At 58.0% G+C, this 25191-nt stretch carries 16 protein-coding genes, 1 tRNA gene and 1 pseudogene; 12 read left to right on the plus strand and 6 right to left on the minus strand.

Annotated elements, in window-relative coordinates; genetic code table 11:
* Positions 1 to 331: 331 nt before the first annotated feature.
* From ACW9H9_RS13425 to ACW9H9_RS13440, 4 genes are all read left to right on the plus strand, one after another.
* A complete protein-coding gene (locus ACW9H9_RS13425; protein ID WP_457343681.1) occupies positions 332 to 1273 on the plus strand; it encodes a HamA C-terminal domain-containing protein in 942 nt (313 codons plus the stop codon).
* A 1-nt stretch (position 1274) separates the two neighbouring features.
* Complete coding sequence (locus tag ACW9H9_RS13430; RefSeq protein WP_457343682.1) at positions 1275 to 3890, plus strand: DEAD/DEAH box helicase; 2616 nt, start codon at positions 1275 to 1277, stop codon at positions 3888 to 3890.
* A gap of 378 nt (positions 3891 to 4268) precedes the next feature.
* Positions 4269 to 5093 carry a DNA-processing protein DprA gene (locus ACW9H9_RS13435; protein WP_457343683.1) on the plus strand — a complete coding sequence of 275 codons (825 nt, stop codon included), beginning with the start codon at positions 4269 to 4271 and terminating at the stop codon, positions 5091 to 5093.
* Positions 5074 to 6369, plus strand: coding sequence for an HAD family hydrolase (locus ACW9H9_RS13440; protein WP_457343684.1), 1296 nt, complete (start codon positions 5074 to 5076; stop codon positions 6367 to 6369). Before ACW9H9_RS13435 ends, ACW9H9_RS13440 begins: the two co-directional genes overlap by 20 nt.
* A gap of 37 nt (positions 6370 to 6406) precedes the next feature.
* Here ACW9H9_RS13440 and ACW9H9_RS13445 read toward each other — a convergent pair whose 3' ends face one another.
* The 6 genes from ACW9H9_RS13445 to ACW9H9_RS13470 form a co-directional block, all read right to left on the minus strand.
* On the minus strand, positions 6407 to 6706 hold the full coding sequence (locus ACW9H9_RS13445) for a hypothetical protein (protein WP_457343685.1): 300 nt from the start codon (positions 6704 to 6706) through the stop codon (positions 6407 to 6409).
* Between the two features lie 14 nt (positions 6707 to 6720).
* Entirely contained in the window at positions 6721 to 7701 is a 981-nt protein-coding gene (locus ACW9H9_RS13450) for an integrase domain-containing protein (RefSeq protein ID WP_457343686.1), read from the minus strand.
* 910 nt (positions 7702 to 8611) lie between these two features.
* Positions 8612 to 9934: a tyrosine-type recombinase/integrase gene (locus tag ACW9H9_RS13455; RefSeq protein WP_457343688.1), complete on the minus strand. Its 1323-nt coding sequence runs from the start codon at positions 9932 to 9934 to the stop codon at positions 8612 to 8614.
* A 172-nt stretch (positions 9935 to 10106) separates the two neighbouring features.
* Positions 10107 to 10182, minus strand: a tRNA-Thr gene (locus ACW9H9_RS13460).
* A gap of 77 nt (positions 10183 to 10259) precedes the next feature.
* Positions 10260 to 10496, minus strand: coding sequence for a DUF2790 domain-containing protein (locus tag ACW9H9_RS13465; protein WP_457343689.1), 237 nt, complete (start codon positions 10494 to 10496; stop codon positions 10260 to 10262).
* Between the two features lie 135 nt (positions 10497 to 10631).
* Positions 10632 to 11420, minus strand: a complete 789-nt coding sequence (locus ACW9H9_RS13470) for an AraC family transcriptional regulator (protein ID WP_457343690.1) — start codon at positions 11418 to 11420, stop codon at positions 10632 to 10634.
* A 128-nt stretch (positions 11421 to 11548) separates the two neighbouring features.
* Between ACW9H9_RS13470 and ACW9H9_RS13475 the strand changes: the two genes are divergently transcribed.
* From ACW9H9_RS13475 to ACW9H9_RS13510, 8 genes and pseudogenes are all read left to right on the plus strand, one after another.
* Complete coding sequence (locus tag ACW9H9_RS13475; protein ID WP_457343691.1) at positions 11549 to 12730, plus strand: MFS transporter; 1182 nt, start codon at positions 11549 to 11551, stop codon at positions 12728 to 12730.
* 541 nt (positions 12731 to 13271) lie between these two features.
* Positions 13272 to 14354, plus strand: coding sequence for a cellulose biosynthesis protein BcsQ (bcsQ, locus tag ACW9H9_RS13480; protein ID WP_457343692.1), 1083 nt, complete (start codon positions 13272 to 13274; stop codon positions 14352 to 14354).
* The gene (gene bcsA / locus ACW9H9_RS13485; protein ID WP_457343693.1) at positions 14351 to 16570 is read left to right on the plus strand and encodes a UDP-forming cellulose synthase catalytic subunit; all 2220 of its coding nucleotides are present in this window, start codon (positions 14351 to 14353) and stop codon (positions 16568 to 16570) included. Before bcsQ ends, bcsA begins: the two co-directional genes overlap by 4 nt.
* Positions 16567 to 18804 carry a cellulose biosynthesis cyclic di-GMP-binding regulatory protein BcsB gene (gene bcsB / locus ACW9H9_RS13490; protein WP_457343694.1) on the plus strand — a complete coding sequence of 746 codons (2238 nt, stop codon included), beginning with the start codon at positions 16567 to 16569 and terminating at the stop codon, positions 18802 to 18804. Before bcsA ends, bcsB begins: the two co-directional genes overlap by 4 nt.
* On the plus strand, positions 18801 to 19997 hold the full coding sequence (gene bcsZ / locus ACW9H9_RS13495) for a cellulose synthase complex periplasmic endoglucanase BcsZ (protein ID WP_457343695.1): 1197 nt from the start codon (positions 18801 to 18803) through the stop codon (positions 19995 to 19997). The genes bcsB and bcsZ overlap by 4 nt, the downstream gene beginning before the upstream one ends.
* Positions 19979 to 23844, plus strand: a pseudogene (locus ACW9H9_RS13500) (cellulose synthase subunit BcsC-related outer membrane protein). Before bcsZ ends, ACW9H9_RS13500 begins: the two are co-directional and overlap by 19 nt.
* Positions 23845 to 23860: 16 nt before the next feature.
* A complete protein-coding gene (locus ACW9H9_RS13505; protein WP_457343696.1) occupies positions 23861 to 24523 on the plus strand; it encodes an SGNH/GDSL hydrolase family protein in 663 nt (220 codons plus the stop codon).
* Positions 24523 to 25188, plus strand: a complete 666-nt coding sequence (locus tag ACW9H9_RS13510; RefSeq protein ID WP_457343697.1) for an alginate O-acetyltransferase AlgF — start codon at positions 24523 to 24525, stop codon at positions 25186 to 25188. The genes ACW9H9_RS13505 and ACW9H9_RS13510 overlap by 1 nt, the downstream gene beginning before the upstream one ends.
* Positions 25189 to 25191: the final 3 nt, after the last annotated feature.

Below are 25191 nucleotides of genomic sequence, written 5' to 3' on the forward strand. Positions count from 1 at the left end.
CGAGGCACTTGAAGCCGTAGTCAATAAGTAAATTATTTCGAAAACAGTACACTAGAAGAAGTCCAAAACGAAAAAGGCCTACCGTGAGGTGAGCCTAAGTCGTTGTTCTATAAGGTGCGGCACCAGGAGTCGAATCTGAAATAAAATTCTTTATAATCAATACGTTATTGAAGTTTACTTTCAATTCTACCTCTTCACTTACCCTAATGAGCTTTATCAGCCTTACCCAAACTACCAGTGCCTACCTTCTCAAGAGTGGTGGCATAATGGCGTCACGAGCTAGACCACTCTTTGCGGTTTGATTTGTCGCGTTTGTTCAGGGAAGGAAAAAATGGAAGATCTGAAGTCCGAAAAATGGGAAAAATACATATCAACGGACCTAAAATGGGTTGATAAGTTTTTTATCCAGCATCCATCTCAAGAGAAAATAAAGACGAAAGTTAGAGTCCTTTCAGTGAAGTTCTCTGGTACTGAACAAGAAACTTTAGCTCTTGTCGAGTATTTGGCTGACTCTATCAAGCACTTTATCTTTGGGCGTTCGGAAATTCAGAAATTTCAACTTGAGGGCGTTGAACCATTTAGACGCGCGGCGGCCCATTTTGGTAGTACTAATCCCGTGATGGATGGGAAGTACGGGGAATTGATGCTCTACATGTTGGTAGAGGCTGTTCTTAAAGCTCCTATGGTCTCTCATAAATTGAGGCTTCTGACCAATGTCAATGATCAAGTAAAAGGCGGTGATGGTGTATTTTTTGGCAAGTATGGTGATGAAATGTCAATCTTCATCGGAGAGTCAAAAATTCATCAGAGTTTTAGTAAGGCCACAGATAGTTCCTTGGAATCGCTAGATCGGTTTCACCAAAATTACTCCTCTAGCGCCCTGTCGCATGAGTTGTTTATCGCGCGTTCAAATATATCTGAAAATTTCTCGTTGGATCAGTTAGAGACAATTTACAATGCATTTTTGCCAGGGACGGATGAATATCAAAGCTGTATCAAAACTCACCCGGTTCTTCTTGTATACGATGATGCAGGAATATCAAAAATTGAAGATGAATGCACAAGTAAAAGTCACGCGGAACAACTTGTGGAGAAATGGATTTCTAAGAATGGGTTGAAGCTGTCTGAGTCTATTAATGGAAAGGTGGACGGATATAAGAAGCTAAAAAAAGTTTATTTAGATTTTTTTCTTATTCCAATGTCAGATGTTGGAGGTTTTAAGAAGTCCTTGTACAAGGCAATTCATAATATAGAGTTCAAGGAAGATAAATAATATGAGCCAGAGTACAAAGCTATCGGAGGATGCCTCTAAGCACCCGGGTTTCTGTTCAGTATATGATACGCTTTTAGAAAGCCTATTTTTGAAAAAGAAAGGTATCAGCATTCCTGAGCACCTTTCGTTATCGGTAGAGCAACTACGAAAAGCGACGTGGTTGGCATCAATAGTCGCAACAGGAAGCTCAGAGGCACTTAAAAATTTAGCAAATTCTTACGGGGCACTTCTGTTTCTAAATGACCCCGGTAACGAAGTCTACCGTAAAGCTTGCTACATACTTCAATCTAGAACTGGAAATTTATTATCCAGCAAGCATGTTCCGAATATATTTAGCAACGGACAATATCAAAGTAATTTCAGCACGGTGCTTGATTTTGAACTGTCGGCTAAGCGGAGTTATTTGACGCAGGAGTTTTTTGATAGCACCACTGCAACATTTACTGATTTTCAGCGGAAATTGTGGGATACATTGATAGCTGGACATAATACGGCTATATCGGCACCGACCTCAGCGGGAAAGTCGTTTATTATTCAGAAGTATATAGTAGAGATGCTTCTGCAGAAGCCATCCGTTGCTTTTTATATAGTTCCTACTAAAGCGTTGATTAATCAGGCTAGCTCCGAACTTAAGATCGCGCTGGGTGAGTCGGCTCACATCTATACTACATATAGAGAGCTGGAAAAATTCGATAAATCAGTGGTGTTTGTACTTACTCCGGAACGCTGTATTAAGACCCTTCAAGATGAAATGTCTAAGCCTCCAAAAATTGTGTTTTTTGATGAGATTCACAATTTAGAAGATGCCAGCCGAGGTATCGTGTTCGAGAATGCGCTTTACCGAATGGTTACGAAGTGGCGCAATACTCAGTTTATGTTTGCAGGACCTTTCATTCATAATGTGGCAGACCCTATAAAAAAGGTTGCTAAGATTAAACTTGTTGAGGCAGCAACAATTTCTAGTCCTGTATTTCAGATCAAGGCCTCAATTACATTTAAGCCGAGGGAAAAAATAGCCAGCTACAGATTGTTTAGCCAGACCGGTAAGGTGATTGGAGGGGAGTTGAAGCTTAAAAGGTCTATATACTCTAAAGCAAAAAACAACCACGGCGAAGCAATTGCCGCGTTCATGGATAATATTGACAAGAATGATAGTTGTATTGTGTTTTCACCTAGTAAAAGCTCCGCAGAGAAGTGGGCTAATAAAATTGCTCCCATAGTTGGTATGTCTAATGCGTCGATTACCGAGGGAGCATCACAGGATATAAAAGATTTGCTCGAGTATTTGGCTGACGAAATTCATCCTGATTATTGTCTAATAAAAACTTTACGTCTTGGTGTCGGGTTTCACCATGCGGGACTCCCTGACATCGCTCGAATGGAAATCGAGGAGTTATATACAAATAATCACATCAAGAATTTGGTTTGTACCTCCACGTTGATTCAGGGAGTCAATCTTCCTGCAGATAAATTAATAGTTATAAATCCTAAGGTGGGAGCTACGGCACTTACTCAATTTGAGTTCATGAATCTCATTGGGCGTGCCGGGCGAGCGAGTACCAATCTTTATGGTGAAGTTTATTGTTTAGATATTATCGATGAAGAGTGGGCTGCTGGACGTATAACCGACAATAAACAGAAAACGATACGTCCTTCAGTAGTGTCTGCATTAGAAGATAACTTTGAAAGAATTTATCAGCTTGTTGATAAGGAACGCTCTCATATTGTGGAGGTTGAAAATGGAGAAAAGCTTTACCCTACAATCTCTTACATACGTCAACTCCATGCTGCTGATTCAACGCATTATCAGCGCATACTTGAAAGTGCACAGATTCCCGATAAGTACAGAGATGCTATCGCTAAAAAACTAGCGCCTGTTAGCTCGTCTCTATCAATACCTTCTGAACTGTTGCAAAGGAATCCATATATTGATCCATTGTTGCAAAATAAGCTTTATAAGCTAATTGTTGCTGAGCCACTGGAAGATTGGATTACCACAAAATTTGCCGTCAGTCGTAAATCTAAGGTGGGAGTTGACAGTTCTGACGAGCCAACATTTTATTCACAGTTTGAATCTATAGCGCAGAAGCTGAATGATGTTTTTAATATTGAGCACGAGATTAATTCGAATCGGTGGGGATCATATATATCGATTAGGCGTTTAGTCTATGATGCTTATTATTGGATGGCCGGTAAGTCTCATAGGTATTTTATCGAAAGAATTTTAAATGAGGCGGTCGGAGAAGATGAACAAGAAGACCCAAAGGTGGATAGTGCTGCGCGATTTGTTACGGATCATATAAGTAGAAATATTACATTTATTATGGTTAAGTATTTTTCTTTGTGGTCTGATATTGTTAGTCACACGCTTACGGAAGAGCAAAAAGAGGAAAACGCATACTCCTTAAGCTTACCTGCGATGATTGAACTTGGCAGTTTTGATCCTAAGGTTCTTGAGCTCATGTCGCTTGGTATCAACAGGAGTATTGCGCTCAGGTTGCGAAAAATGATTCCTAGCGAGGTCGTTGACCTAGAGGAGTGGGTGAAAAGAGCGCCACTTCGTGGACTACCTCTACTGTTTTCTAGGTATCTGAAGCGTAGTGGGTACCGAACCTAATGCTATGGGCTAACCCATAATCGCCCTTTTTGCGAGCTTATGCCGCGGTTTAAAGGAAAGGTTTTGATCTATGAAAACCTTTGAGCTGCGGAGTGATGGCCTGTTGGGCGACCGGGATTACAAGCCGCTCACCGTTCAGCGACGAGTTGCTGAGCGCGGTTCAGAGTGGCTGCACGGCTGACGCCATGTTATACCAACGTATAACTTCCTATCGTGCCTATAATGGTGTTAATGTGCCATCATATATGGAGCTGCACCATTGGTCTTTCGATTGGAGCAAAACCCGGATTGTCCGGTGATCATTGGTTTGTTAAGGATTTTACTGTGTATCTCGAAAATCTCGACTCCTCTGACTTGAGAACGGCATGGATTCATGCGGTGCTCGCACTTTCCAAAAAAATCACCATTGGCAGTGCGAAGGGAAATGATGATTTTCGTAAAATGCTTGAGCAAGCTGGCTCGGTTGAAAATTTATATAATGATATATTTGCTCTAGTTGCAGTAGATGAAGATATAGCAAAGAAAGTGTATGCGAAGCTTATTAAGTTTTCTGGGGTTTTTAAAGCTGTAACTATTTTTGATTCTATATATCCAATTAAACTTGGTGCGCATCCAGGTACTCCACCTATAGTTTACACGTTGGGCGATATTTCTCTCCTTGATGTCAAAAAGTCAATAGCTTTTGTAGGGACTAGGGAGTTAGTAGACTCTAATCATATTGATCACGGAACACGTGTGATTAAAAGACTATTGAGCTCCGGAGTTGACGCGATAGTTAGTGGCTTGGCTTCCGGCTCAGATACTCTGGGGCATAAAGCAGCGATTCGCTTTGGAGGTCGAACTATCGCGGTATTAGGTACGCCACTCGATATGTTTTACCCGAAAGAAAATCGAGAGCTTCAATCGCAAATTGCAGAAAGCGATCTATTGGTTAGTGAATACCCTATAGGTGTAGGTTCATTTGGATCGTACTTTGCGAATCGAAATAGAACAACTGTCGCTTTATCTACTGACGGAGTTGTTGTTGCTCGCGCCGGTGATAAAAGCGGTACCCAATATGCTATTAGAATTTGTTTAGAGCAAAATAAGCAACTTTATGTGCTTGAGAATAACATTCGCGAAAGCACATACAGTTGGGTTTTGAAATATAAGGATAGAATTAAGGTTATAAGGGAGAATTTTGATGCGGGTACTACTTCTTGATTTGGATCTTACACTTGTAAATACCAGTGCCTGCCAGGCTTATATGCGGTCAAGTGCTGGGAGGCAGGCGGTTTTAGAAGAAATAGCAAGTGGCAGGATTGGCTTGCCAGTTTATGATACTCGGCTTCCTGCGTATATTAATGTGCTTGCTGAGACTCCGAACCTCGCAGTGGCAATCGTCTCCGATTCTCCTGCTGAATATTGCGCTCATGTGTTACGACAAGCGGGCTACAATATTGATAATCGGTTGATTTTCGGATCACAATCGAAGCCCATCACCAATATACTTAACCTTAGAACGCAAATCTCGGCACTTTTTGCCTTTGCGAATATTGAGTTCTTAGTTGTTGGAGATAGTCCTAAAGACATATATATGGCTCACGCTTTAGGCGTACCTTCGATCTTGGCTGCATGGGGTTCTCGACATGATATTGACGTAGTAACTCGATGGTCAAGGCCTACGGTTGTTGCCCGGACGTTTGAAGAGCTTCAGAGTCATATAACGAATTTTTTAAATGGTCATATGTCCCATACGGCTTATGCATTTGATTCTGACTACCATACTATCGATATAAATGTTGTTGATCGAATCCACGTGCCCCCCGAAAATATTGGACACGGCCAGGAATATGTTCCAGACAGAACACAGTACCGTAATAATACCGATAGATATGCGTCATTAGATCTTCGATCTATCGTCAAGCGCGCAAAAGATTTGCCTATCAGCCACCATAACGCCAAGCGTGGAGTTCCGTCATTTGGTGTGAATGGTCTTTATCAAACAGCGCCGTTAATGAGTAAGGCAGGGCATTATAAAAGAAGTTTCGTCGAATGGTGCCGTTCGAGAAGTATACAAGGGAAGATTTTACTTGTGCCGGTGCCTTCATCAGTACCAAGGGAATGCAATCTTACATACACTATGGATTTGATTTGTGATTGGTGGAAACTTTGGATTAACGGAAATGAAGCCGGGTTGAATATCGAGGTGTGTAGCTCTTTCGAACGTTTTTGGCCGAGATCGCCTTCGCACTTGACCGGCGGCAGAAGGGACATGGACGATCATTTTGATACTCTCGGAATATTCAAGGGTACGGATTCAATTGACGATGTTAATCACGTTGTTATTGTTGACGATGTTGTGACTTCCGGATCGCATATAGATGCGATGGCAACATTTATACGAGCGGTTGGACTTGTTCCAGCTACGGCAGTTATTCACGGTTATGCGCTATACAGAACTGTCCATCCTGAGGCTGTTGATCTAGGCGATTTTTAATGGATGTTTGATCGGTTTTCTTTAGTAAATCTAGCTTCTAGGAGGCTGGATTTTTTTGCGTATTGCTCGGAGATGTTGTTGTTAATTTGATGCGCCAATTTCTTTCAAGTCGTTTGATAATTAGCTTCATCGTTAGTCCGTAGTGGTAGCGGGTATAATTGCTATGGTTTTTTAGTTTTTCGTTTATAAACCAAGTTAAGTGTTTTTTCTTCCATCTCCATGGGTTGCACTCTTTCCAGTGTTTGTTTATTTCTTGCTGAATAATCGCTGCTTGATGAACATGACGCTTCTTCGTTGCGTTCGCCCCTGACATTATGCCCGCCAAAAAAAGCTCCATATCGAAAGGCTCCCTCATGCTCGACCACCAATATAAGCTGATACTACTTCTATGCGACCATGCCCTAACTCATAGCTGATTTTCACTCGGGCCTCCTGATCGAGGTGTCGGTCGAGTTGGTAGCAATGGCCATCGTTGATAGGCGCGGGATGCTTTGTGATTTGCTCATAGCGTTCGCATGCAAAGGCCGCCCGTAATTCATGAAAGCCTTTGAGGTTCTGCTGATGGAGGAGGTCCCGTGCGGCGCGGACGATATCCCGTTGGAAATCGAGGTAGCTTTCGTTCGGCGCAAGCAGATTGTGGCTGCCGTCGGGTGAGACCTGTTTGGCGAATCTCAGTGCTTCGTGAATATGATCATCCACCGTGATCCAGCGAGGTGCCGACGCGCCGGATCGGCCACCTTTGGTGCCATCCTGGATGTTGATCTTGCCGTAGTGTTCGGCTTCGCGTTTTAGGCGCGGAAGGTCGGCTAAGATGGCCTCGCGTAATCGCATGCCGGTGGCTCGCGCCAACTGCACGATGGCCGCCGCACGCGGCAGTTGGTGTTCGTAAAGCGCCTCGACGATCCGCTTCACGTGTTCGCGGTCTTGGCCTTGCGGCGGCACGGTGCGGATACTGGTGCGCCGCATTCCCAGCGCCTTGCTCGGACTCGGCACCTTCACATACTGATCACCGCGAAGCGCAGCCATGGTTCGGTTCACGCTGCACAATCGGTTTTGCGCAGTGGCTATGGCGAGCTCACCTTGTTCAACTTGCTGACGCAGATGTTCGGCATAGTCCAACAAGGTCTGCCGATCAATCTGCCGCGCATCGTTGAATTCTGGCCCATCCTCCGACCGACACCACCGCACAAACGCCAGCCAGCGATCACTGTGCGCTTTGACCGTGCCGTAATGCCCCCCGCCAAACAAGTCGCGGAGCGCCTGCGGGCCGGCATAAGTCAGTTGTCGGCCATAGCCAAAATTGCGTCCGTTGCGTCTACCTACCAGTGTCATGATCAAACTCCTCTCGAAGCTAAACCTTTGAAACCATCCCCACGTCATCCCGCCAAGAATGCTGAGTGTTATCAGGGATCAAGGCCCCTGCGGCCTGTGAGGGTTGTCCACTGACGCGGGACTGGCGGCTCTTTACGGCCGGGAGCTTGGGCACCTCATGATCTGGCCTCCTGAACACTTCCGAAGAAGTGGGCGGGTAGAGGCTGCGCTGGCTGACGAGACCAACGCCGCGAGATCCTGAGTCGGGTGACGGCAGTGAAGCGATGATCGGGGCATGCCTGACTGTCAGTCAGGTGCAGTCCATTCCGTGGGCTGCGGCACCATCATCGGCATCGCTGTTGCTGGTGACTTCGGTGTTTGTCACGTCGATTGTCACGAGGGGGAATGCCGCAAAGCCTTGTACGAGGTGGCCTGCAGCAGCAGTAGGAGCGCCCGTCTCTTTCCGGGAGAAAGAGACGGGCGCAGGTTGGCGCAATGAAATGGCCAAGCGGATAGGTTGCTGCAGGGCAGCTATGAAAGGGGATGAGTTGCCGCAGTGGGCGCACTGGTAAAAGTAGGCATCCATCACATCGCTGTGACCGTGCGAGCCGCCGGACGCTAATCGCACTTTGGGAGAACCACCACCGTGTGGCGTAGCCTTAAAGGTTCTGGCTACCTGGGTTGCTGTCGACGACAGCGCTTTGCCAGATCTTTTCTACGCCTGTGGATAATTCGGGTCAAGACTCCAATTTTCGGGAGCTCTGCGGCTGTGGATGAAATTATCCACCGGTGGAAATCAGTGGTTTTCCACAGACAGTTGTGTGGGCTTTAGATTTTTTAAGTGAGGTCCATCCAAGCAGGGCGGCTTTGCAGCCCTGCTTGGATGGACCCGCGTGGACAAACGGATCGCTGAGATATGAAGACCGAGCGCTTACTCGGTTGCGCCACGTTTTGCTTTTAGGCGAGTGACGTTCGCTCCTGTCTGATTCGCGAATTCGTGCGGAGTGACATGCTCCTGCCGGTTGGCCTCTAGGTACCGGCTCCACCAGTTCATGATCAGCCTGCGCTCCTCGATGAACTCGGCCTTGTGGATGTAAGCGGCGCGGACGTTGTTGCGCTCCTTGTGGCTCATCTGCCGTTCAATGGCTGTCTCCGACCACAATCCTGACTCGATCAGTGCGCTGCAGGCCATCGAACGAAATCCATGCCCGCAGATATCGGTTTTAGTGTCGTATCCCATCGTCCGAAGCGCGTTGTTCACGGTATTTTCGGACATGGGCTTCCAGGGTTTGGCATCCCCTGCGAAGACCAATGCGAATTTGCCTGTGAGTGCATGGATTTTTTCGAGTAGCGCTACTGCTTGCGGCGATAAGGGTACTAAATGGATATCCCCTGCCATCTTCGTACCCCTTGTGGAAAAGGGTACTCCCTCCAACGCGGGTCGAGTGTCCGGTATCTCCCAGGTGCCACGCTTGAGGTCGAACTCGCTCCAGCGGGCGAAACGCAGTTCGGTGGAGCGTACAAACACATGCAGCGATAGCATCACCGTCAGGCGGGTAAGTGCGCGGCCTTTATAGGTGTCGATCCGCTCCTGTAGTTCCGGCAGTCGCGATAAGGGTAGAGCGGGGCGATGTACCACCCGCGGGGCTTTGATCAAGCCTTCGAGGTCGTATGCAGGGTTGGCGGTGATAAGCCGGAGGCGTTTTGCCTCGCGCATGATGCTCTGCAGGTAGTTTTGTACCCTTAAAGCTACGTCTATCGTTCCGCGCTTCTTGATCGCTTCCAAGGGCTGCATGAGGTCATGGGTGTCGAGGTCGACAATGGCGCGGGTGCCGATCAGCGGGAACACGTGGGTTTTGAGGCGACTCATCACAGTCTTGGAATGGTCTGGTGCCCACTTGGCCGACATTTCCGTATGCCAGTCGAGCGCAACGCTTTCAAAGGTTCTGCCTTTGATTACGGCTTCCGCCTTGGCTTGGTGCTTGGTCTCTATAGGATCAACGCCATCCGCCAGCATTCGCTTAACTTCCAAGCGCTTGCGGCGCGCATCGGCGAGGCCAATGACGGGGTAGTTGCCGAACGAGGTCAGTCCTTCGCGTCCGTCAGGTTTGACGTAACGGAGCCGCCAGCCTTTGCGGCCATTGGGCTGGACTAGGAGGTAGAGGCCATCGCCGTCGAAAAGCTTGTAGGCGCGGTCTGTAGGTTTTGCCAAGCGGCAAGCTGCGTCGGAGAGCGGAGCTGTGGTGCGCGACATAAGGGTACTCCCTTTTATCGAAGTGACCTGTATCCCAAACTCTACCCTTAAAACGGTTGGAATCTACCAGTTTCTGACGGAAACCGATGGAACGCCAAAACGAAAAAACCCGCCAGAAGGCGGGTTTTTCGGGGGTTCCAGAGATTTTGAAAGCCTTCTTTGGAACCTTGTATGGTGCCGGCACCAGGAATCGAACCCGGGACCTACTGATTACAAGTCAGTTGCTCTACCATCTGAGCTATACCGGCGTGTCAGGGCGACGATTATAGCGATTGCCAAGGTTCTGTAAACCCCTGAATTCTGACTATTTTTACACCCCCTCCCTTCAGCTGCCTTCGCCGCATGAATCCGAGAACGTGCCGTAGTTCAGCACGCGTTGTTCGCCGTGGGAGTCGAGGTAGATCATCTGGGCGTTGACCACGCCGCAGGTGACGCTGCTGTCTTCGGTGATGGACAGCACGTGGCGCACGTCCAGCGGGGGGCGGGTGTCGGCGTGGGCTGTCAGGGCGACGAGGTTGAGCGCGGAAAACAGGCCGGCGGCGATGAAGGTGTTCCAGTTCATGGTGTGGGTCCTCAAGGGGGTCAGTGGTGGCGTTGAGGCCTATTGAATGCCCTGGAGGTATCTCGTCTGTGTCGTGCGGGGCGGGGTTTTGCTTCGGTGTGTGTTGGGTGGGGGGCGGCATACATGCCGATACATTCAGCCGGCGTTTCGGGCCAGGTATTCGCGGGGGGACTCGCCCAGCAGGCTGCGGAACATGGCGCTGAAAGCGCTGGGGCTGGCATAGCCCAGGGCGTGGGCGAGGGGGGCGATGGCGGCGCCGGTTTCGAGGCGGTTGAGGGCTTCGGTCAGGCGCATCTGTTGCAGCCACTGGCGGTAGGTCAGGCCGGTTTCCTTGATGAACAGGCGAATGAGCGTGCGCGGGCTGGCGCCGACTTTGTCGGCCCAGTATTCGACCGTTTGGGTGTGCCCGGGGGCGGCGAGCAGGGCGTTGCACACGGCGATCAGGCGGCGGTCGCGGGGCCAGGGCAGGACCAGCGCGCAGGCGCGGGCGCGTTGCAGTTCGCTCAGGATCAGCGCCACTACGTGGCCGTTGCGGCCTTCGGGGTTGTAGGCCACGGGTTCTGCGATGAGCGCCAGGATCAGTTCGCGCAGCAGCACGCTCACTTCCAGCACGCGGCAGTGCGCGTCCAGGTCCTGCGCCACGTTCATGTCTATATAGAGGGTGCGCATTTGCACCGGGCTGAGCATCAGTTGGTCGTGTACCACGCCGGCCGGAATCCACAGCGCGCGGCGGGGCGGGATAAACCAGCGGCCATGGTCGGTGTCCACGCGCATCAGGCCGCTGATGGCGTACAGCAATTGGCCGCGCACGTGGGTGTGGGGCGCGTTGTAGGCGTGAGTCGGCTGGCTGCGCGGCATGGCGGTAATCACCTGCGGCAGGTGTTGGTAAAGCTCGGGGTCTTCACTTTTGGGCGACAGGGGCATGGGGAGTCGGCTCAGGCGAGGTGGGGGGATGATAGCGTGATCTGTCATTTACACGACGATTTGTGTCATCCGTCGCCAGCGGGACTTCAATAGAGTCGGGCCTTCATTCTTTAGCGAGAAGTCCTACCATGCCCCCCTCCCGTTCACACACGCTGCTGGCCGCCTTTGGCCTGTTGGTGCTGGCGCTGGCCCTGCGCCCGGCGATTGTTTCCGTCGGCCCGGTGCTGTTGCCCATCCAGCAACACTTCAACCTGAGTTACACCCAGGCCTCCTTGCTCACCGCCATTCCAGATGTGTGCATGGCCGTCTTTGCCCTGCTGGCACCGCCGATTGCCCGGCGGTTTGGCAGCGACACCACGGTGATCGCCGCGTTAGTGCTGCTGGGCGTTTCCATGGTGCTGCGTGCAGAGGCGTCATCGGCCACCACGTTGCTGCTCGGCACCGTGCTGGTGGGCGTCGGCATTGCCATTGCCGGTGCGCTGATCGGTGGGTGGATCAAGGCGCACTTCGCCACGCGGGCGTCGTTCTTCATGGGGATTTATGCGGCGGGGCTCAGTGTGGGCGCGGCGCTGGCGGCGGTGAGTACCGAGTCCATCACCGCGCTCAGCGGCAGTTGGCGGGTGGGCGTGGGCGGCTGGGCCGTGCTGTGTGTGGCGGCCGTGGTGAGTTGGTGGCTGCTGGCCCGGCGTTTCAAGGCGGTGGCGGTGCCAGCGGTGGGGGCTCAGCGTGCGGCGTTGCCGTGGCGGGCGATGCAGGCCTGGCGGGTGGCGCTGTTCTTTGGCGCGAGCCAGTTCATCGTGTATGCGCTCTTTGCCTGGCTGGCCCCGGCGGCTGCCCAGACCGGGTTCACGCAGCTCAAGCCCGGTGCGTTGCTGGCGCTGTTTACCGCGGTGTTTGCCGTGGCCAGCTTTCTCACGGGCAGCCTGGCCGGGGCGTCGCCCGACCGGCGCGTGGGGTTGGCGATCGCCTGCGCCTTGACCGCCCTCGGCGCGTCGGGCCTGAACCTGTTGTCGCCCTGGCTGGCGCTGTTGCCGGTGGTGTTGATCGCCATCGGCATGGGCATGGCTTTTACGCTGGCCATGACACTGCCGCTGGACCACACCCACAGCGCCGCACACGCCAATGCCTGGACGGTGTTCATGTTGTTCATCGGCTACTTGATTGCCGCCACCGGCCCCTTGGTGCTGGGTGCCTTGCGTGATGTGTCCGGCAACTATGCCGCGGGGTGGTGGCTGTTGGCGGCCGTGGCGGGTGCGATGGTGTGCCTGTCGCCGTGGCTTCATCCCCACGTGGCGCCCCGGCGGGGGTGATTGCCAAGAGGATGACGCGCTAACCCCACTGCCCGCTCACCCCCGCGGGCACCCCTTCTGAGGGCGCCCCACGCCTTCAAGAAAACAGTATGTAAGAAGCTGTTACTTAGATTTTATTGGAATAACTCTCATCGATTTTTCCTTGAATAACAGTTGTCTTTCAGTATTCTGTTTCGAAATAACACCCCCACGACTCATCGCGAAATCGCTTTAAACGGTTTTGCGACGGGCTGCGGGTGGATCAGTTCCCCTTAGATGGTGGGCGCGTTGCCCGCGATTTTTGTCGGTTCGGACAACAAAATCGCAGTAACGCCTTGTTCTAACGGGAGCCCCTACCTTTCGGCAGATAAGTCAAAAATACGGCGCCATGCCGCCTGTCGGAAAGTATTAATCACAAAGTATCAAAATAATGACGCTATCAATTTGATATCGCAGAATGCGCGCGGTTTTACATAACTAATAAGACGCCACGGCCAGCCCACTTGCTGGCCTTTTTAACGCCTCTAAAGCGTGAGTGAGTGGGTGGGTGGGGGGAGCTGTGGTGAGTCGGTCAGACGATATTTCAAAGCTGTTCAACAAACTGGGTGCCAACCCGAGTGGTTATCTGGAGATGGAGTCGGTGCACGACTACCTCGAAGATGACGTGCTGGTGGCGGAGCCTGTGCAGGTGGCGCCCACCCCCGTGGTGGCCGAGCCGTTGCCGCCCGTGGTCGAGCCGGTCGCCAGCGTTGCCGTGGACGAAGCGCCGTCGGCCCCCTTGCAGCGCCTGCTGGAAGACTTGAACCAGGCCGACACCGAGCCGGTTCACCCGCCCGAGCTGGTCGAAGGCCCCACCGGGCAGGTGTACTCGGACCGCGCGTCGCCGCGCATTATCACCCTGGTGTCGCTCAAGGGCGGCGTGGGCCGCAGCCTGCTCACCGCGGCCATCGCCAGCGGCTTGCAACGCCAGGGCCACCCGGCGCTGGCGCTGGACCTGGACCCGCAAGACGCCCTGCGTCATCACCTGTGCCTGGGGCTGAGCCTACCCGGCGTCGGCGCCGCCAGCCTGCGCCACGAGCGCTGGGAAGGCCTGGCCGAACGCGGTTTTGCCGGTTGCCGCCTGGTGGCCTTCGGGGACACGGATCGCGAACAGCAACAGAGCCTCAACCGCTGGCTGGGCCAGGACACCGAGTGGCTGGGCAAACGCCTGGCCGACCTGCACCTCAATGGCCAGGACACGCTGGTTATCGACGTCCCCGCCGGTGACAGCGTCTACCTGCGCCAGGCGCTGGCCCTGAGTGACGTGGTGCTGGTGGCGGTGCAACCCGACGTCACCTCGTTTGGCAGCCTGGCCCAGATGGAAAGCCTGCTGGCGCCGTTCCTGTCGCGCGAGCGCCCGCTGCGCTGCTACTACGTGATCAACCAACTGGACGGCGCCCACCGCTTCAGCCTGGATTTGGCCGACGTGTTCAAGACCCGCCTGGGCGCGTCGCTGCTCGGCACGGTCCACCGTGAGCCCGCGTTCCACGAAGCCCAGGCGGGCGGGCGCGACCCCCTCGACCCTACCGTCAACAGCCAGGGCTGCCAGGACGTGCTGGCCCTGTGTCGCACGTTGCTTGAACGCATCGACTCGGACCTTTCATGACCGCCAAGACCATCACCACGCCCCACGTCCCGGGGCGCGCAGAACGGCGCCTAGACGCCGCGCTCGAACGCTTCCACCGCTGGCCCGCCGTGCTGCGCAACAGCCTGGTGTTCTGCGCCGTCGTGCTCGGTTCACTGCTGTTCATGAGCGTGGTGGTGGCGCCCCTTGACCTCGACAGCCAGTGCCTGTTCGCCGGCATCTGTTTTGTGGCGGTGCTGGTGCTGCGCAAGGTCCCCGGGCGGCTGGCCATCCTCACCCTGGTGGTGCTGTCGCTGGTGGCGTCGCTGCGCTACATCTTCTGGCGGCTCACCGCCACGCTGGGCTTTGAAACCTGGGTGGACATGCTCTTTGGCTACGGCCTGGTGATGGCCGAGTTCTACGCCCTGGTGGTGTTGATGTTCGGCTACGTGCAAACCGCCTGGCCGCTGCGTCGCCAGCCGGTCTGGATGGACGCCGATCCGTCCCAGTGGCCCACCGTCGACGTGTTCATCCCCACCTATAACGAGTCGCTCAACATCGTCAAACTGACCATCTTCGCCGCCCAGGCGATGGACTGGCCCAAAGACAAGCTGCGCGTGCACGTGCTCGACGACGGCCGCCGCGATGACTTTCGCGACTTCTGCCGCAAGATCGGCGTCAACTACATCCGGCGGGACAACAACCATCACGCCAAGGCCGGCAACCTCAACGAGGCGCTGAAAATCACCGACGGTGAATTTGTCACGCTGTTCGACGCCGACCACGTGCCCACTCGCTCGTTCCTGCAGGTGAGCCTGGGGTGGTTCATCAAGGACCCGATGCTGGCGATGCTGCAAACGCCGCACTATTTCTTCTCGCCCGACCCGTTTGAAAAAAACCTCGACACCTTTCGCGCCGTGCCCAACGAAGGCGAGCTGTTCTACGGCCTGGTGCAAGACGGCAACGACCTGTGGAACGCCACGTTCTTTTGCGGCTCGTGCGCGGTGATCCGGCGCAAACCGCTGCTGGAAATCGGCGGCGTGGCCGTCGAAACCGTGACCGAAGACGCCCACACCGCCCTCAAGCTCAACCGCCTGGGCTACAACACCGCTTACCTGGCCATCCCGCAGGCGGCCGGGCTTGCCACCGAAAGCCTGTCGCGGCACATCAACCAGCGCATCCGCTGGGCGCGGGGCATGGCGCAGATTTTCCGCACCGACAACCCGCTGCTGGGCCGGGGCCTCAAGCTGGGCCAGCGCATTTGCTACGCCAACGCCATGCTGCACTTTTTCTATGGGTTGCCGCGCCTGGTGTTTCTCACCGCGCCCCTGGCTTACCTGGTGTTTGGCGCGCAAATCTTCCACGCCTCGGCGCTGATGATCCTCGCCTACGTGCTGCCGCACCTGGTGCATTCCAGCCTGACCAACTCACGGATCCAGGGGCGCTTCCGGCACTCGTTCTGGAACGAGGTCTACGAGACGGTACTGGCCTGGTACATCCTGCCGCCGGTGCTGGTGGCACTGGTCAACCCCAAGGCCGGTGGCTTCAACGTGACCGACAAGGGCGGCATCAACGACAAGCAGTTTTTCGACTGGAAACTCGCCCGCCCTTACCTGGTGCTGTTGGCGGTGAATCTGGTCGGCATGGGCTTTGGTGTGGCGCAGTTGGTCAATGGCGATGAGTCCACCACCATCACGGTGGCGATCAACATGATGTGGACCCTCTACAACCTGCTGATCACCAGCGCCGCCGTCGCCGTGGCGTCCGAGGCGCGCCAGGTGCGCGCCGAGCCCCGCGTGAGCGCCAGGCTGGCGGTGCGCGTGGCGTGCGCCGACGGTCGCGTGCTCAGCGGCACCACGTTGGACTTCTCCCAAAGCGGCTTTGGCCTGGCGCTGGACGATGGGCAAACGCTGGCCAAGGGCGAGCGCCTGGAACTGGTGCTGACACGCAATGGCCAGGACGCGCGGTTCCAGGCGCGGGTCGCGTTCAGCAAGGGCTCGCAGATCGGCGCCCAGTTCGAGGCGCTGAGCCTGCGCCAGCAAAGCGAGCTGGTACGCCTGACGTTCTCGCGCGCCGACACCTGGGCCGCCAGTTGGGGCGCCGGTCGGCCCGACACGCCGCTGTCGGCCCTGGCCGGGGTGACCCGCATCGGCATTGGCGGGCTGTTCACGCTGGGCCGCGCCACCCTTTATGAACTGCGTCTGGCCTTGCGCCGTGCCCCCTCACAACCGCTCGATCCGTTGATGGACAAGTCATGACCTCATCCCTTCTCGCGCGCGCCCCTTCGCGTGCTGCATTCGTGTTGCTGATCGCCTCGTTGCTGGGCCTGAGTTCGCACGCAGCGGCGGGCGATGCGCCCGATGTCTACAGCCTGACCCTCAAGCAGCTGGGGCGCACCGACACCATGAACCTGGAAGGCACCGAAGCCTCCGACAGCGTCGCCTTTGATGTGCGCGCCGACCAGGTGGCAACGGGCGCGCAACTGCTGCTCAACTACAGCTACTCGCCCGCGCTGCTGGCAGACCTGTCGCAGATCAACGTGCTGGTCAACGACGAAGTCGCCGCCAGCCTGCCGCTGCCCAAGGAGGGCGCGGGCATCCCCCAGCAAAAGCTGGTGCAGATCCCGCCGCAGCTGATCACCGAATTCAACCGCTTGCGGTTGCAGTTCATCGGGCACTATTCGATGGCCTGCGAAGACCCGCTCAACCGCAGTCTGTGGGCAAAAATCAGCAACACCAGTGCGCTGAGCATCCAGGTGTCGCCGATCCAGCTCAAAGACGACCTGGCCTTGCTGCCGCTGCCGTTTTTCGACCCGCGTGATGCGCGCCTGCTCAACCTGCCGTTTGTGTTCGCCAGCGCCCCGGACAACGCCACGCTGGAAGCCGCGGCCACCCTGTCGTCGTGGTTTGGCGCGCAGGCCAGCTACCGTGGCGCAAGCTTTCCCGCCACCTTTGGCACGCTCCCTGCCCGGGGCAATGCCATCGTGCTGGTGCAAAGCGCCGACGCCACCAGCGTCAACGGCTTGCCAGTGCCGCAGGCCAGCGGGCCCACCCTCAGGCTGGTCGCCAACCCCAACGACCCCCGGGGCAAACTGCTGATCGTGCAGGGCCGCGACGGCGCCGAACTCAAGCGTGCCGCCACCGCCGTGGCTTTGGGCAACCCGGCGCTGGCGGGCAACAACGTGGTGATCGACACCTTTGACACCCTCACCCCGCGCCGCCCCTACGATGCGCCGAACTGGGTACCCAGCGACCGTGCGGTGCGCCTGGGCGAGTTGACCGACCTGAAAAAACTCAACGTGTCCGGCTACAACCCGGGCGCGATCAACGTCGACCTGCGCCTGCCGCCAGACCTCTTCAACTGGCGTGAAGACGGCGTGCCGCTGCACCTCAAATACCGCTACACGCCGCAGCAGGTGTCGAGCAATTCGTCGTTGCTGGTGGGCCTGGACGACCAGTTCATGAAGGGCCTGCCGCTGCCCTCCATCACCAGCCTGGGCGACCACAAAAGCCTGCTGGCGGTGATGCAAAAAGACGAAACCCTGCCCCGCGAGGCCACGGTGCTGCTGCCGGTCAGCTCGGCGTTGCCAAGGTCCCGGCTGCAACTGCGCTTCATGTACGACTACATCAAGGAAGGCGAATGCCGCGACATCATCGTGGACAACATGCGCGGCGACATCGACCCGGATTCGAGCCTGGACATCAGCGGCTACCGGCACTTTATCGCCATGCCTAACCTGGGCGTGTTCAGCGATGCCGGCTTCCCGTTCACCCGCCTGGCCGACCTCTCGGAGTCGGCGGTGGTGATGCCTGATCATTTCGGCACCGATGAACTGAGCGCCTACCTCACCGTGCTCGGCCGTTTCGGCGAGGCCACCGGCTACCCGGCCACCGCGCTCACCGTGGTCCAGGCCGAGGATGTGCAGCGGGTGGCCGACAAAGACCTGCTGGTGTTCGCGGCCGGGGACAACCAGCCGCTGCTCAAACAATGGCAGTCCTACGTGCCCGCCAGCACCGAAGGGCCACAGCAGCAGTTCACGCTGTCTGACTTGCCCTACTACCTGAACAAATGGGTGAGCCCCGATGCGGCGGCCAATCAACACGCGGCCAATGCCAGGATCAGCTTCAGCAGCTTGAGCACCAGCACCTGGTTCGCCGGTTTCCAGTCGCCGCTCAAGGCCGGGCGCAGCGTGGTGCTGATCGCCAGCGGCAAGCCCGAAGGCCTGCAGGCGGCGACCCAGGCGCTGATCGGCGGGGACGACTACAAGGATTCGATCCAGGGCAGCCTGGCGGTGGTGCAAGGCAAGCACATCAAGTCGCTGGTGGCCGACCAGCCGTATTACGTCGGCGAGCTGGGCGCGTTCAAATTCGTGCAATGGCAGTTGTCCCGCCACCTGGGCTTATTGCTGTTGAGCACCTTTTTGGGCATGGGCATTCTCAGCTGCCTGGTGTACGTGGCCCTGCGTTCGCGTGCCAAACGGCGGTTGGCATGAGGCGCCTGCTGCTTAGCGCCGCCTTGGGCGCGGCGCTGTTTGCCGGGGCGGCCCAGGCCCAGACCTGCGCGGCGCAATGGCCGTTGTGGCAGAACTACGCCGCCCGCTTCATACAGGCTGACGGGCGCGTGTTGAACTCGTCCCAAACCGCCAACGCCAGCACCTCCGAGGGCCAGTCCTACGCGATGTTTTTTGCGCTGGTGGGCAACGACCGCGCCCGGTTTGACCAGCTCTGGCGCTGGACCCAGGCGAACATGGCCGGCAGTGACATCAACCAGCGCCTGCCCGCCTGGCTGTGGGGCAAAAACGCGAGCGGCCAGTGGGGCGTGCTCGACGCCAACTCTGCCACCGACGCCGACCTGTGGGTGGCCTATGCGTTGCTGGAAGCGGCGCGCGCGTGGCACGTGCCGCAATACCGCGCCGATGCGCAGCGGGTACTGGCCAACGTCGAAAAAGACCTGATCGTGCGCGTGCCGGGCCTGGGCAAGATGTTGTTGCCGGGGCCGGTGGGTTTTGCGTTTCCAGGCGGCCTGTGGCGTTTCAACCCCAGCTACCAGGTGTTGGCGCAACTGCGCCGCTTCCACGCAGAGCGCCCCCACGGCGGCTGGAGCGAGGTGGCCGACAGCAATGCCAGCATGCTCGCCGACCCGCACATCAACCCCCGTGGCCTCGCGGCCAACTGGGTGGGTTACCGCGCCACGGGCCCCGACAGCGGCGTGTTTGTGGTGGACCCGTATTCCGATGACCTGGGCAGCTACGACGCGATCCGCACCTACCTGTGGGCGGGCATGACCGCCCAGGGCGACCCGCTGGCCGCGCCGATGCTCAAGGCGTTGAGCGGCATGTCCCGCGCGACCGCCGCTGCGGCCAACGGGTTGCCACCGGAAAAAATCCATGTGCTGAGCGCACAGATAGAGCCCAACCACGACTACTCGCCGCTGGGGTTTTCGGCCTCGACCCTGGTGTTTTTCCAGGCCCTGGGTGAAACGGCGCTGGCGCAGTTGCAGCAGCAAAAACTCGATGACGCCCTGGGCAAAGCCATGGCAGCCGGGGCGCCGGACACGGCTCAGCCGGTGTATTACGACTACATGCTCAGCCTGTTTGGCCAGGGCTTCGCCGACCAAAAGTACCGCTTCAGACAAGACGGCACCGTCACATTATTCTGGGAGACAGCATGCGCCGTCACACGCTAGCCCTCGCGGTTCTGGCCACCCTGGCGTGCAACGCCAGCCTGGCCGCCTCCAGCGACCCGCAAGCCTTGCTGATCGAGCAGGGTTATTACTGGCAGTCCAAGAAAAACCCCGAGCGGGCCCTGGAAACCTGGCAGAAACTGCTGGGCCTGAGCCCCGAACAGCCGGACGCCCTGTACGGCATCGGCCTGATCCAGGTGCAAAAACAGCGCCCCGAGGAGGCGCAAAAATACCTGGCCCGCCTCAAGGCGTTGTCGCCGGTGCCGCGCCAGGCGTTGCAGCTGGAGCAGGACATCCTCGTCAACACGCCCGCCAATGCCAAGTTGCTCGAGCAGGCCCGCGAGTTCGGTGAACCGCAGGACGAGCGGGTCCAGGCCATGGCCCTGTACCGCCAGATTTTCCAGGGCCGTGAGCCCCAGGGCCTGATCGCCCGCGAGTACTACAACACCCTGGCGTTTACGCCCGACGGCGTGGCCGAAGGCATCGCCGGGCTGCAACGGCTGACCCGTGAGCGCCCGGACGACGGCATTGCCCAGCTGTTTCTGGCCCGGCACCTGGCCCGTAACCCGGGCACCCGCGTTGAAGGCATCAAGGCCATGGCGCGCCTCACCGCCAACAACGATGTGGGCGGCGCCGCCGATGAAGGCTGGCGCTTTGCGTTGATCTGGCTGGGCGCGCCCACCAAAGACCAGGTGCCGCTGTTCCAGCAGTTTCTGGCCGCTCACCCGGACGACACTGAGATCCGCGCCCTGCTGGACAAGGGCGTGGCCCAAAGCAAGGGCGGCGCCCAATGGCAGCGCGACCCGCAGACCGCCAAGGCCTTCAAGTCACTGGACGCGGGCGACCTGAAAACCGCCGAACCGCTGTTGGCCGCGCGCCTGGCCGACAAGCCCGATGACGTCGACGCACTGGGCGGCATGGGCGTGCTGCGTCAACAACAGCAACGCTTCAGCGAAGCCGAAAACTACCTGTCCCAGGCCACCCGCCTGCCCGGTGGCGCGTCTTGGCAAACGGCCCTCAGGACGTGCGTTACTGGAACCTGCTCAACCAGGCCCGTGAAGCCAAGCGTGACGGCCGCGCCAGCCAAGCCCGTGACCTGGTGGCCCAGGCCGAGCGCCTGAACCCCGGGCAACCGGCGGGGGCGGTGGCGCTGGCCGGTTTCCAGGCACAAGACAATCAGCTCGACGCCGCCCAGGAGAGCTACCGCAAAGTGCTGGCGCGCCGCCCCGGTGACCCCGAGGCCCTGAGCGGTTTGATCAGCGTGCTGGCGCAAGCGGGCAAGGCCGAAGAGGCCTTGAAAGTCATCGACTCGGTGCCCCCGGCCGAACAGGCCAAGCTGGGCGCTGGCTTGAAGATCAACGCCCTGCGCGCCAACCAGATGGGCAAGCTGGCCGAGCAACGCGGCGACCTCAAAGCCGCACAAGCCGCCTACCGGCAAGCCATCGACGCCGACCCGGAAAACCCCTGGACCCGGTTTGCCCTGGCGCGCATCTACCTGCGCGACGGGCAGATCCGCAACGCCCGCGCGTTGATCGACGGCCTGCTCAGCGCCCAGCCCAACCAGCCCGACGCGCTGTATACCAGCACGTTGTTGTCCACCGAACTGGGCGAGTGGAAGCGCGCCGAAGAAACCCTGGCGCGCATCCCGGCGGCGCAACGCACCCCGGACATGAACGCACTGGCGACCGATATCGCGCTGCACCGCCAGATCGAAATCGCCGTGGAAACCGCCCGCCGTGGCCAGCGTTCCGAAGCGCTCATTTTGCTGGCGCGCAGCAATGCCATGACCGGGCAAAAGCCTGAGCGCCTGGCGGTGCTGGCGTCGGCGTATGTGGACATCGGCGCGACCGACGAAGGCTTGCAGCTGATGCAGGACGCGTTGCAGAAAAACCCGCGCCCGAGTGTCGACCAGCGCCTGTTGTACGCGGGCGTGTTGCTCAAAGCCAACCGCTACACCGACGCCGGGGACATCCTGCGCGACTTGCAGGGCCAGACGCTGAATGAAACCTCGCGCCAGCGCTATGAAGACCTGATCTACCAATACCGGGTCAAACAGGCCGATGCCCTGCGCGAGAAAAACGACCTGGTGGCGGCCTACGACATGCTCTCGCCCGCCCTGGCCCAGCGTCCCAATGACGCCCTGGCCATCGGCGCCCTGGCGCGCATGTATGCCGACAGCGGCAACGCCAAAAAGGCGATGACGCTGTACACCCCGCTGGTCCAGCAAAACCCCAACAATCCCCAGTTGCAACTGGGCCTGGCGGACATCGCCCTGAAAAGCGGCGACCGTGGCCTGGCGCAATCGGCCAGTGACAAGGCGTTGACCCTGGCGCCCACCAACCCCGAGGTGTTGACCTCGGCGGCGGGCGTCTACCGGGGCCTGGGCAAAAACGCCGAGGCGGCCGAGTTGCTGCGCCGGGCATTGGCGATTGAAAACGGTCAAAAAGCCCAGGCGCGTTCAGCCATGGCCGACGCACAGGGCGTGGCGTTCAACCCCTTCGTCGGCCTGCCGGGCCAGCGCCGCCAGATCACTGAGCTGGCGGCCGAAGGCGGCGCGGTTCCGCCGCCTGTGGATGTGCCGGCCAACGTGATGCCAGACAGCATTTCCAGCCCTTCGGCGCGCGCGGTACAGAACGACTTGAGCAACCCGTTCGTGCCGCCCACCCGCATCGCCGCACTCGACGACGCAGCGGTGAGCCCGGCGCAGCGCGCCCTTGACGGCATCCTGCGCGGGCACACCGGTTCGTTGGCACAAGGCTTGAACGTGCGCAGCAATAACGGCGAAAGCGGCCTGAGCAGAATCACCCAGGTGGACACACCCTTCGAGGCGCGGTTGCCGGTGGGCGACAGCAACGTGGCGCTGCGCGTGACGCCGGTGAGCGTGCGTTCGGGGGAGGTCAAAGCCAATTCCCTGTCCCGGTTCGGCGGCGGTTCGTTAGCCCCGGCCACCACCCAGAAAGACAGCGGCGTGGGCTTCTCGGTGGCCGTGGAAGCCCCCGACTCGGGCCTCAAGGCCGACATCGGCACAAGCCCGGTGGGCTTTCTTTACACCACCGCCGTGGGCGGCGTGAGCGTGAACCGGCCGGTGGCGCAAGGCTCCAACCTGAGCTACGGCGTGAGCGCCTCGCGGCGCCCGGTCACCGACAGCGTGACCTCCTTTGCAGGCTCTGAAGACAAGCGCGAAGGCGGCGGCAAATGGGGCGGCGTCACCGCCAACGGCGTGCGCGGCGAGCTCAACTACGACGACCAGAGCATCGGCGCCTATGGCTTCGCTTCGGCGGCGCAACTGGTCGGTCATAACGTCGATGAAAACTCGCGGGCCGAGCTGGGCGGCGGCGTGTACTGGTACTTGCGCAACACCTCCACCGACACCCTCACCCTGGGGGTCAGTGCCCTGGCCATGCACTACAAGGACAACCAGAGCTTCTACACCCTGGGCAACGGCGGCTACTTCAGCCCGCAGCGCTTCTTTGCCCTGAGCGTGCCGGTGCGCTGGGCGCAGAGTTTCGACCGCTTCAGCTATGCGGTCAACGGCTCGGTGGGCGTGCAGCACATTGCCCAGGACAGCGCCGATTATTTCCCGCGTGACGCGGCGCTCCAGCAAGCCGCTGGCCTGACGGGCGTCAACAAGTACGACGGCAGCAGCAAGACCGGGATCGGCTACAGCTTTAACGCCGCCGCCGAATACCGCCTGAGCTCGCGCTTTTACCTGGGCGGCGAAGTGGGTGTGGACAACGCCCAGGACTATCGCCAGTACGTCGGCAACGCCTACCTGCGCTACCTGTTTGAAGACCTGAGCGGGCCCATGCCCTTGCCGGTCAGCCCTTACCGTTCCCCATATTCGAATTGATTGATAGGAGTTCTCCATGCCTGTTTCTGCGATTGCCGGCCTGACCTTGCTGGTGCTGGGCGAAAGCCACATGAGCTTTCCCGATCACCTGCTGGACCCGTTGCAGGCCAACCTCACGGCGCAAGGCGCCAAGGTTCATTCCATCGGCGCGTGCGGCGCCGGTGCGGCCGACTGGATCGTGCCGAAAAAAGTCGATTGCGGCGCCCAAGTGCTGCCCGGCGGCAAAGACCAGGTGTTCGGCAAGAACGGCATGAGCACCACGCCGGTCAAGGACCTGATTGCCAAGGACAAACCCGACCTGGTGGTGGTCATCATTGGCGACACCATGGCCTCCTACCCCGACCCGCAGTTCCCGAAAGTCTGGGCCTGGAAAAGCGTGACCTCACTGACCAAGGCCATCAGCGAAACCGGCACCAAATGCGTGTGGGTGGGCCCGGCCTGGGGCAAGGTCGGCACGCTGTACAAAAAGGATGACGCGCGCACCAAGCTGATGTCGCAGTTCCTGGCCACCAACGTGGCGCCGTGCACGTACGTGGACTCGCTGACGTTCTCCAAGCCGGGCGAGTGGGTCACCACCGACGGCCAGCACTTCACCATCGACGGCTACCAGAAGTGGGCCAAGGCCATTGGCGGCGCGTTGTCGGTATTGCCTGCCAGCGCCGTGAAGGGAGCCCAGTGATGATGCGCATCGCGTCGGGCCTGGCGGCCTTGCTGGTCAGCGTCAGTGCGTTCAGCGCCGACATCCCGCTGTACCCCACCGGGCCGGAAAAAGACTCGGCCTTTTTGCGCTTTGCCAACGGCACTGACGGCGAGCTGAAACTGGTGGCCGACGGCTCCAAGGCCAGCCTGGTGCTGGCGGGCGACACGCGCGTGTCCGACTACCTGCCGGTGTCGGGCGGCAGTGCGCCGGTAAAGGGCGTGTTGAGCCAGGGCGGTCACAGTGTGGACCTGTCGGTTGCCGTCGCCCCGGGCGAATTCGTCACGGTGGTGGCGGTGCCTGAGGCCAAGGCCGGTCTGCGCCAAGTGGTGATCCATGAGCAGCCGGATGACTTCAACGCCCTCAAGGCGTCGCTGGCCTTTGTGAACGCCGACGCCGCGTGCACCGACGCCACCCTGGTGGCCGTGGCGCAAAAGGCCGAGCTGTTCAAACAGGTCGCGGTCGGCGCGGTGCAGCGGCGCATGATCAACCCGGTAGCACTGTCGGTGCAGCTCACCTGCGCCAGCGCGCCGGTGGGTCAACCGTTGAACCTCAGCCTCAAGGCGGGCGAGCGCTACAGCGTGCTGGCGCTGCCGTCGGCCAGCGGCTCGCGGCTGGTGTTTGCCGCTGACACACTGGCTAACTGACGA

It is taken from the genome of Pseudomonas sp. SDO5215_S409, assembly GCF_054071325.1.

Coding starts and splice junctions, on each gene's coding strand:
- ACW9H9_RS13455 (WP_457343688.1), bottom strand. CDS start 9,934: ATGTCGCGCACCACAGCTCCGCTCTCCGACGCAGCTTGCCGCTTGGCA.
- ACW9H9_RS13465 (WP_457343689.1), bottom strand. CDS start 10,496: ATGAACTGGAACACCTTCATCGCCGCCGGCCTGTTTTCCGCGCTCAAC.
- ACW9H9_RS13475 (WP_457343691.1), top strand. CDS start 11,549: ATGCCCCCCTCCCGTTCACACACGCTGCTGGCCGCCTTTGGCCTGTTG.
- ACW9H9_RS13440 (WP_457343684.1), top strand. CDS start 5,074: ATGCGGGTACTACTTCTTGATTTGGATCTTACACTTGTAAATACCAGT.
- ACW9H9_RS13450 (WP_457343686.1), bottom strand. CDS start 7,701: ATGACACTGGTAGGTAGACGCAACGGACGCAATTTTGGCTATGGCCGA.
- ACW9H9_RS13470 (WP_457343690.1), bottom strand. CDS start 11,420: ATGCCCCTGTCGCCCAAAAGTGAAGACCCCGAGCTTTACCAACACCTG.
- ACW9H9_RS13505 (WP_457343696.1), top strand. CDS start 23,861: ATGCCTGTTTCTGCGATTGCCGGCCTGACCTTGCTGGTGCTGGGCGAA.
- bcsZ (WP_457343695.1), top strand. CDS start 18,801: ATGAGGCGCCTGCTGCTTAGCGCCGCCTTGGGCGCGGCGCTGTTTGCC.
- ACW9H9_RS13425 (WP_457343681.1), top strand. CDS start 332: ATGGAAGATCTGAAGTCCGAAAAATGGGAAAAATACATATCAACGGAC.
- bcsB (WP_457343694.1), top strand. CDS start 16,567: ATGACCTCATCCCTTCTCGCGCGCGCCCCTTCGCGTGCTGCATTCGTG.
- bcsA (WP_457343693.1), top strand. CDS start 14,351: ATGACCGCCAAGACCATCACCACGCCCCACGTCCCGGGGCGCGCAGAA.
- ACW9H9_RS13445 (WP_457343685.1), bottom strand. CDS start 6,706: ATGGAGCTTTTTTTGGCGGGCATAATGTCAGGGGCGAACGCAACGAAG.
- ACW9H9_RS13430 (WP_457343682.1), top strand. CDS start 1,275: ATGAGCCAGAGTACAAAGCTATCGGAGGATGCCTCTAAGCACCCGGGT.
- ACW9H9_RS13510 (WP_457343697.1), top strand. CDS start 24,523: ATGATGCGCATCGCGTCGGGCCTGGCGGCCTTGCTGGTCAGCGTCAGT.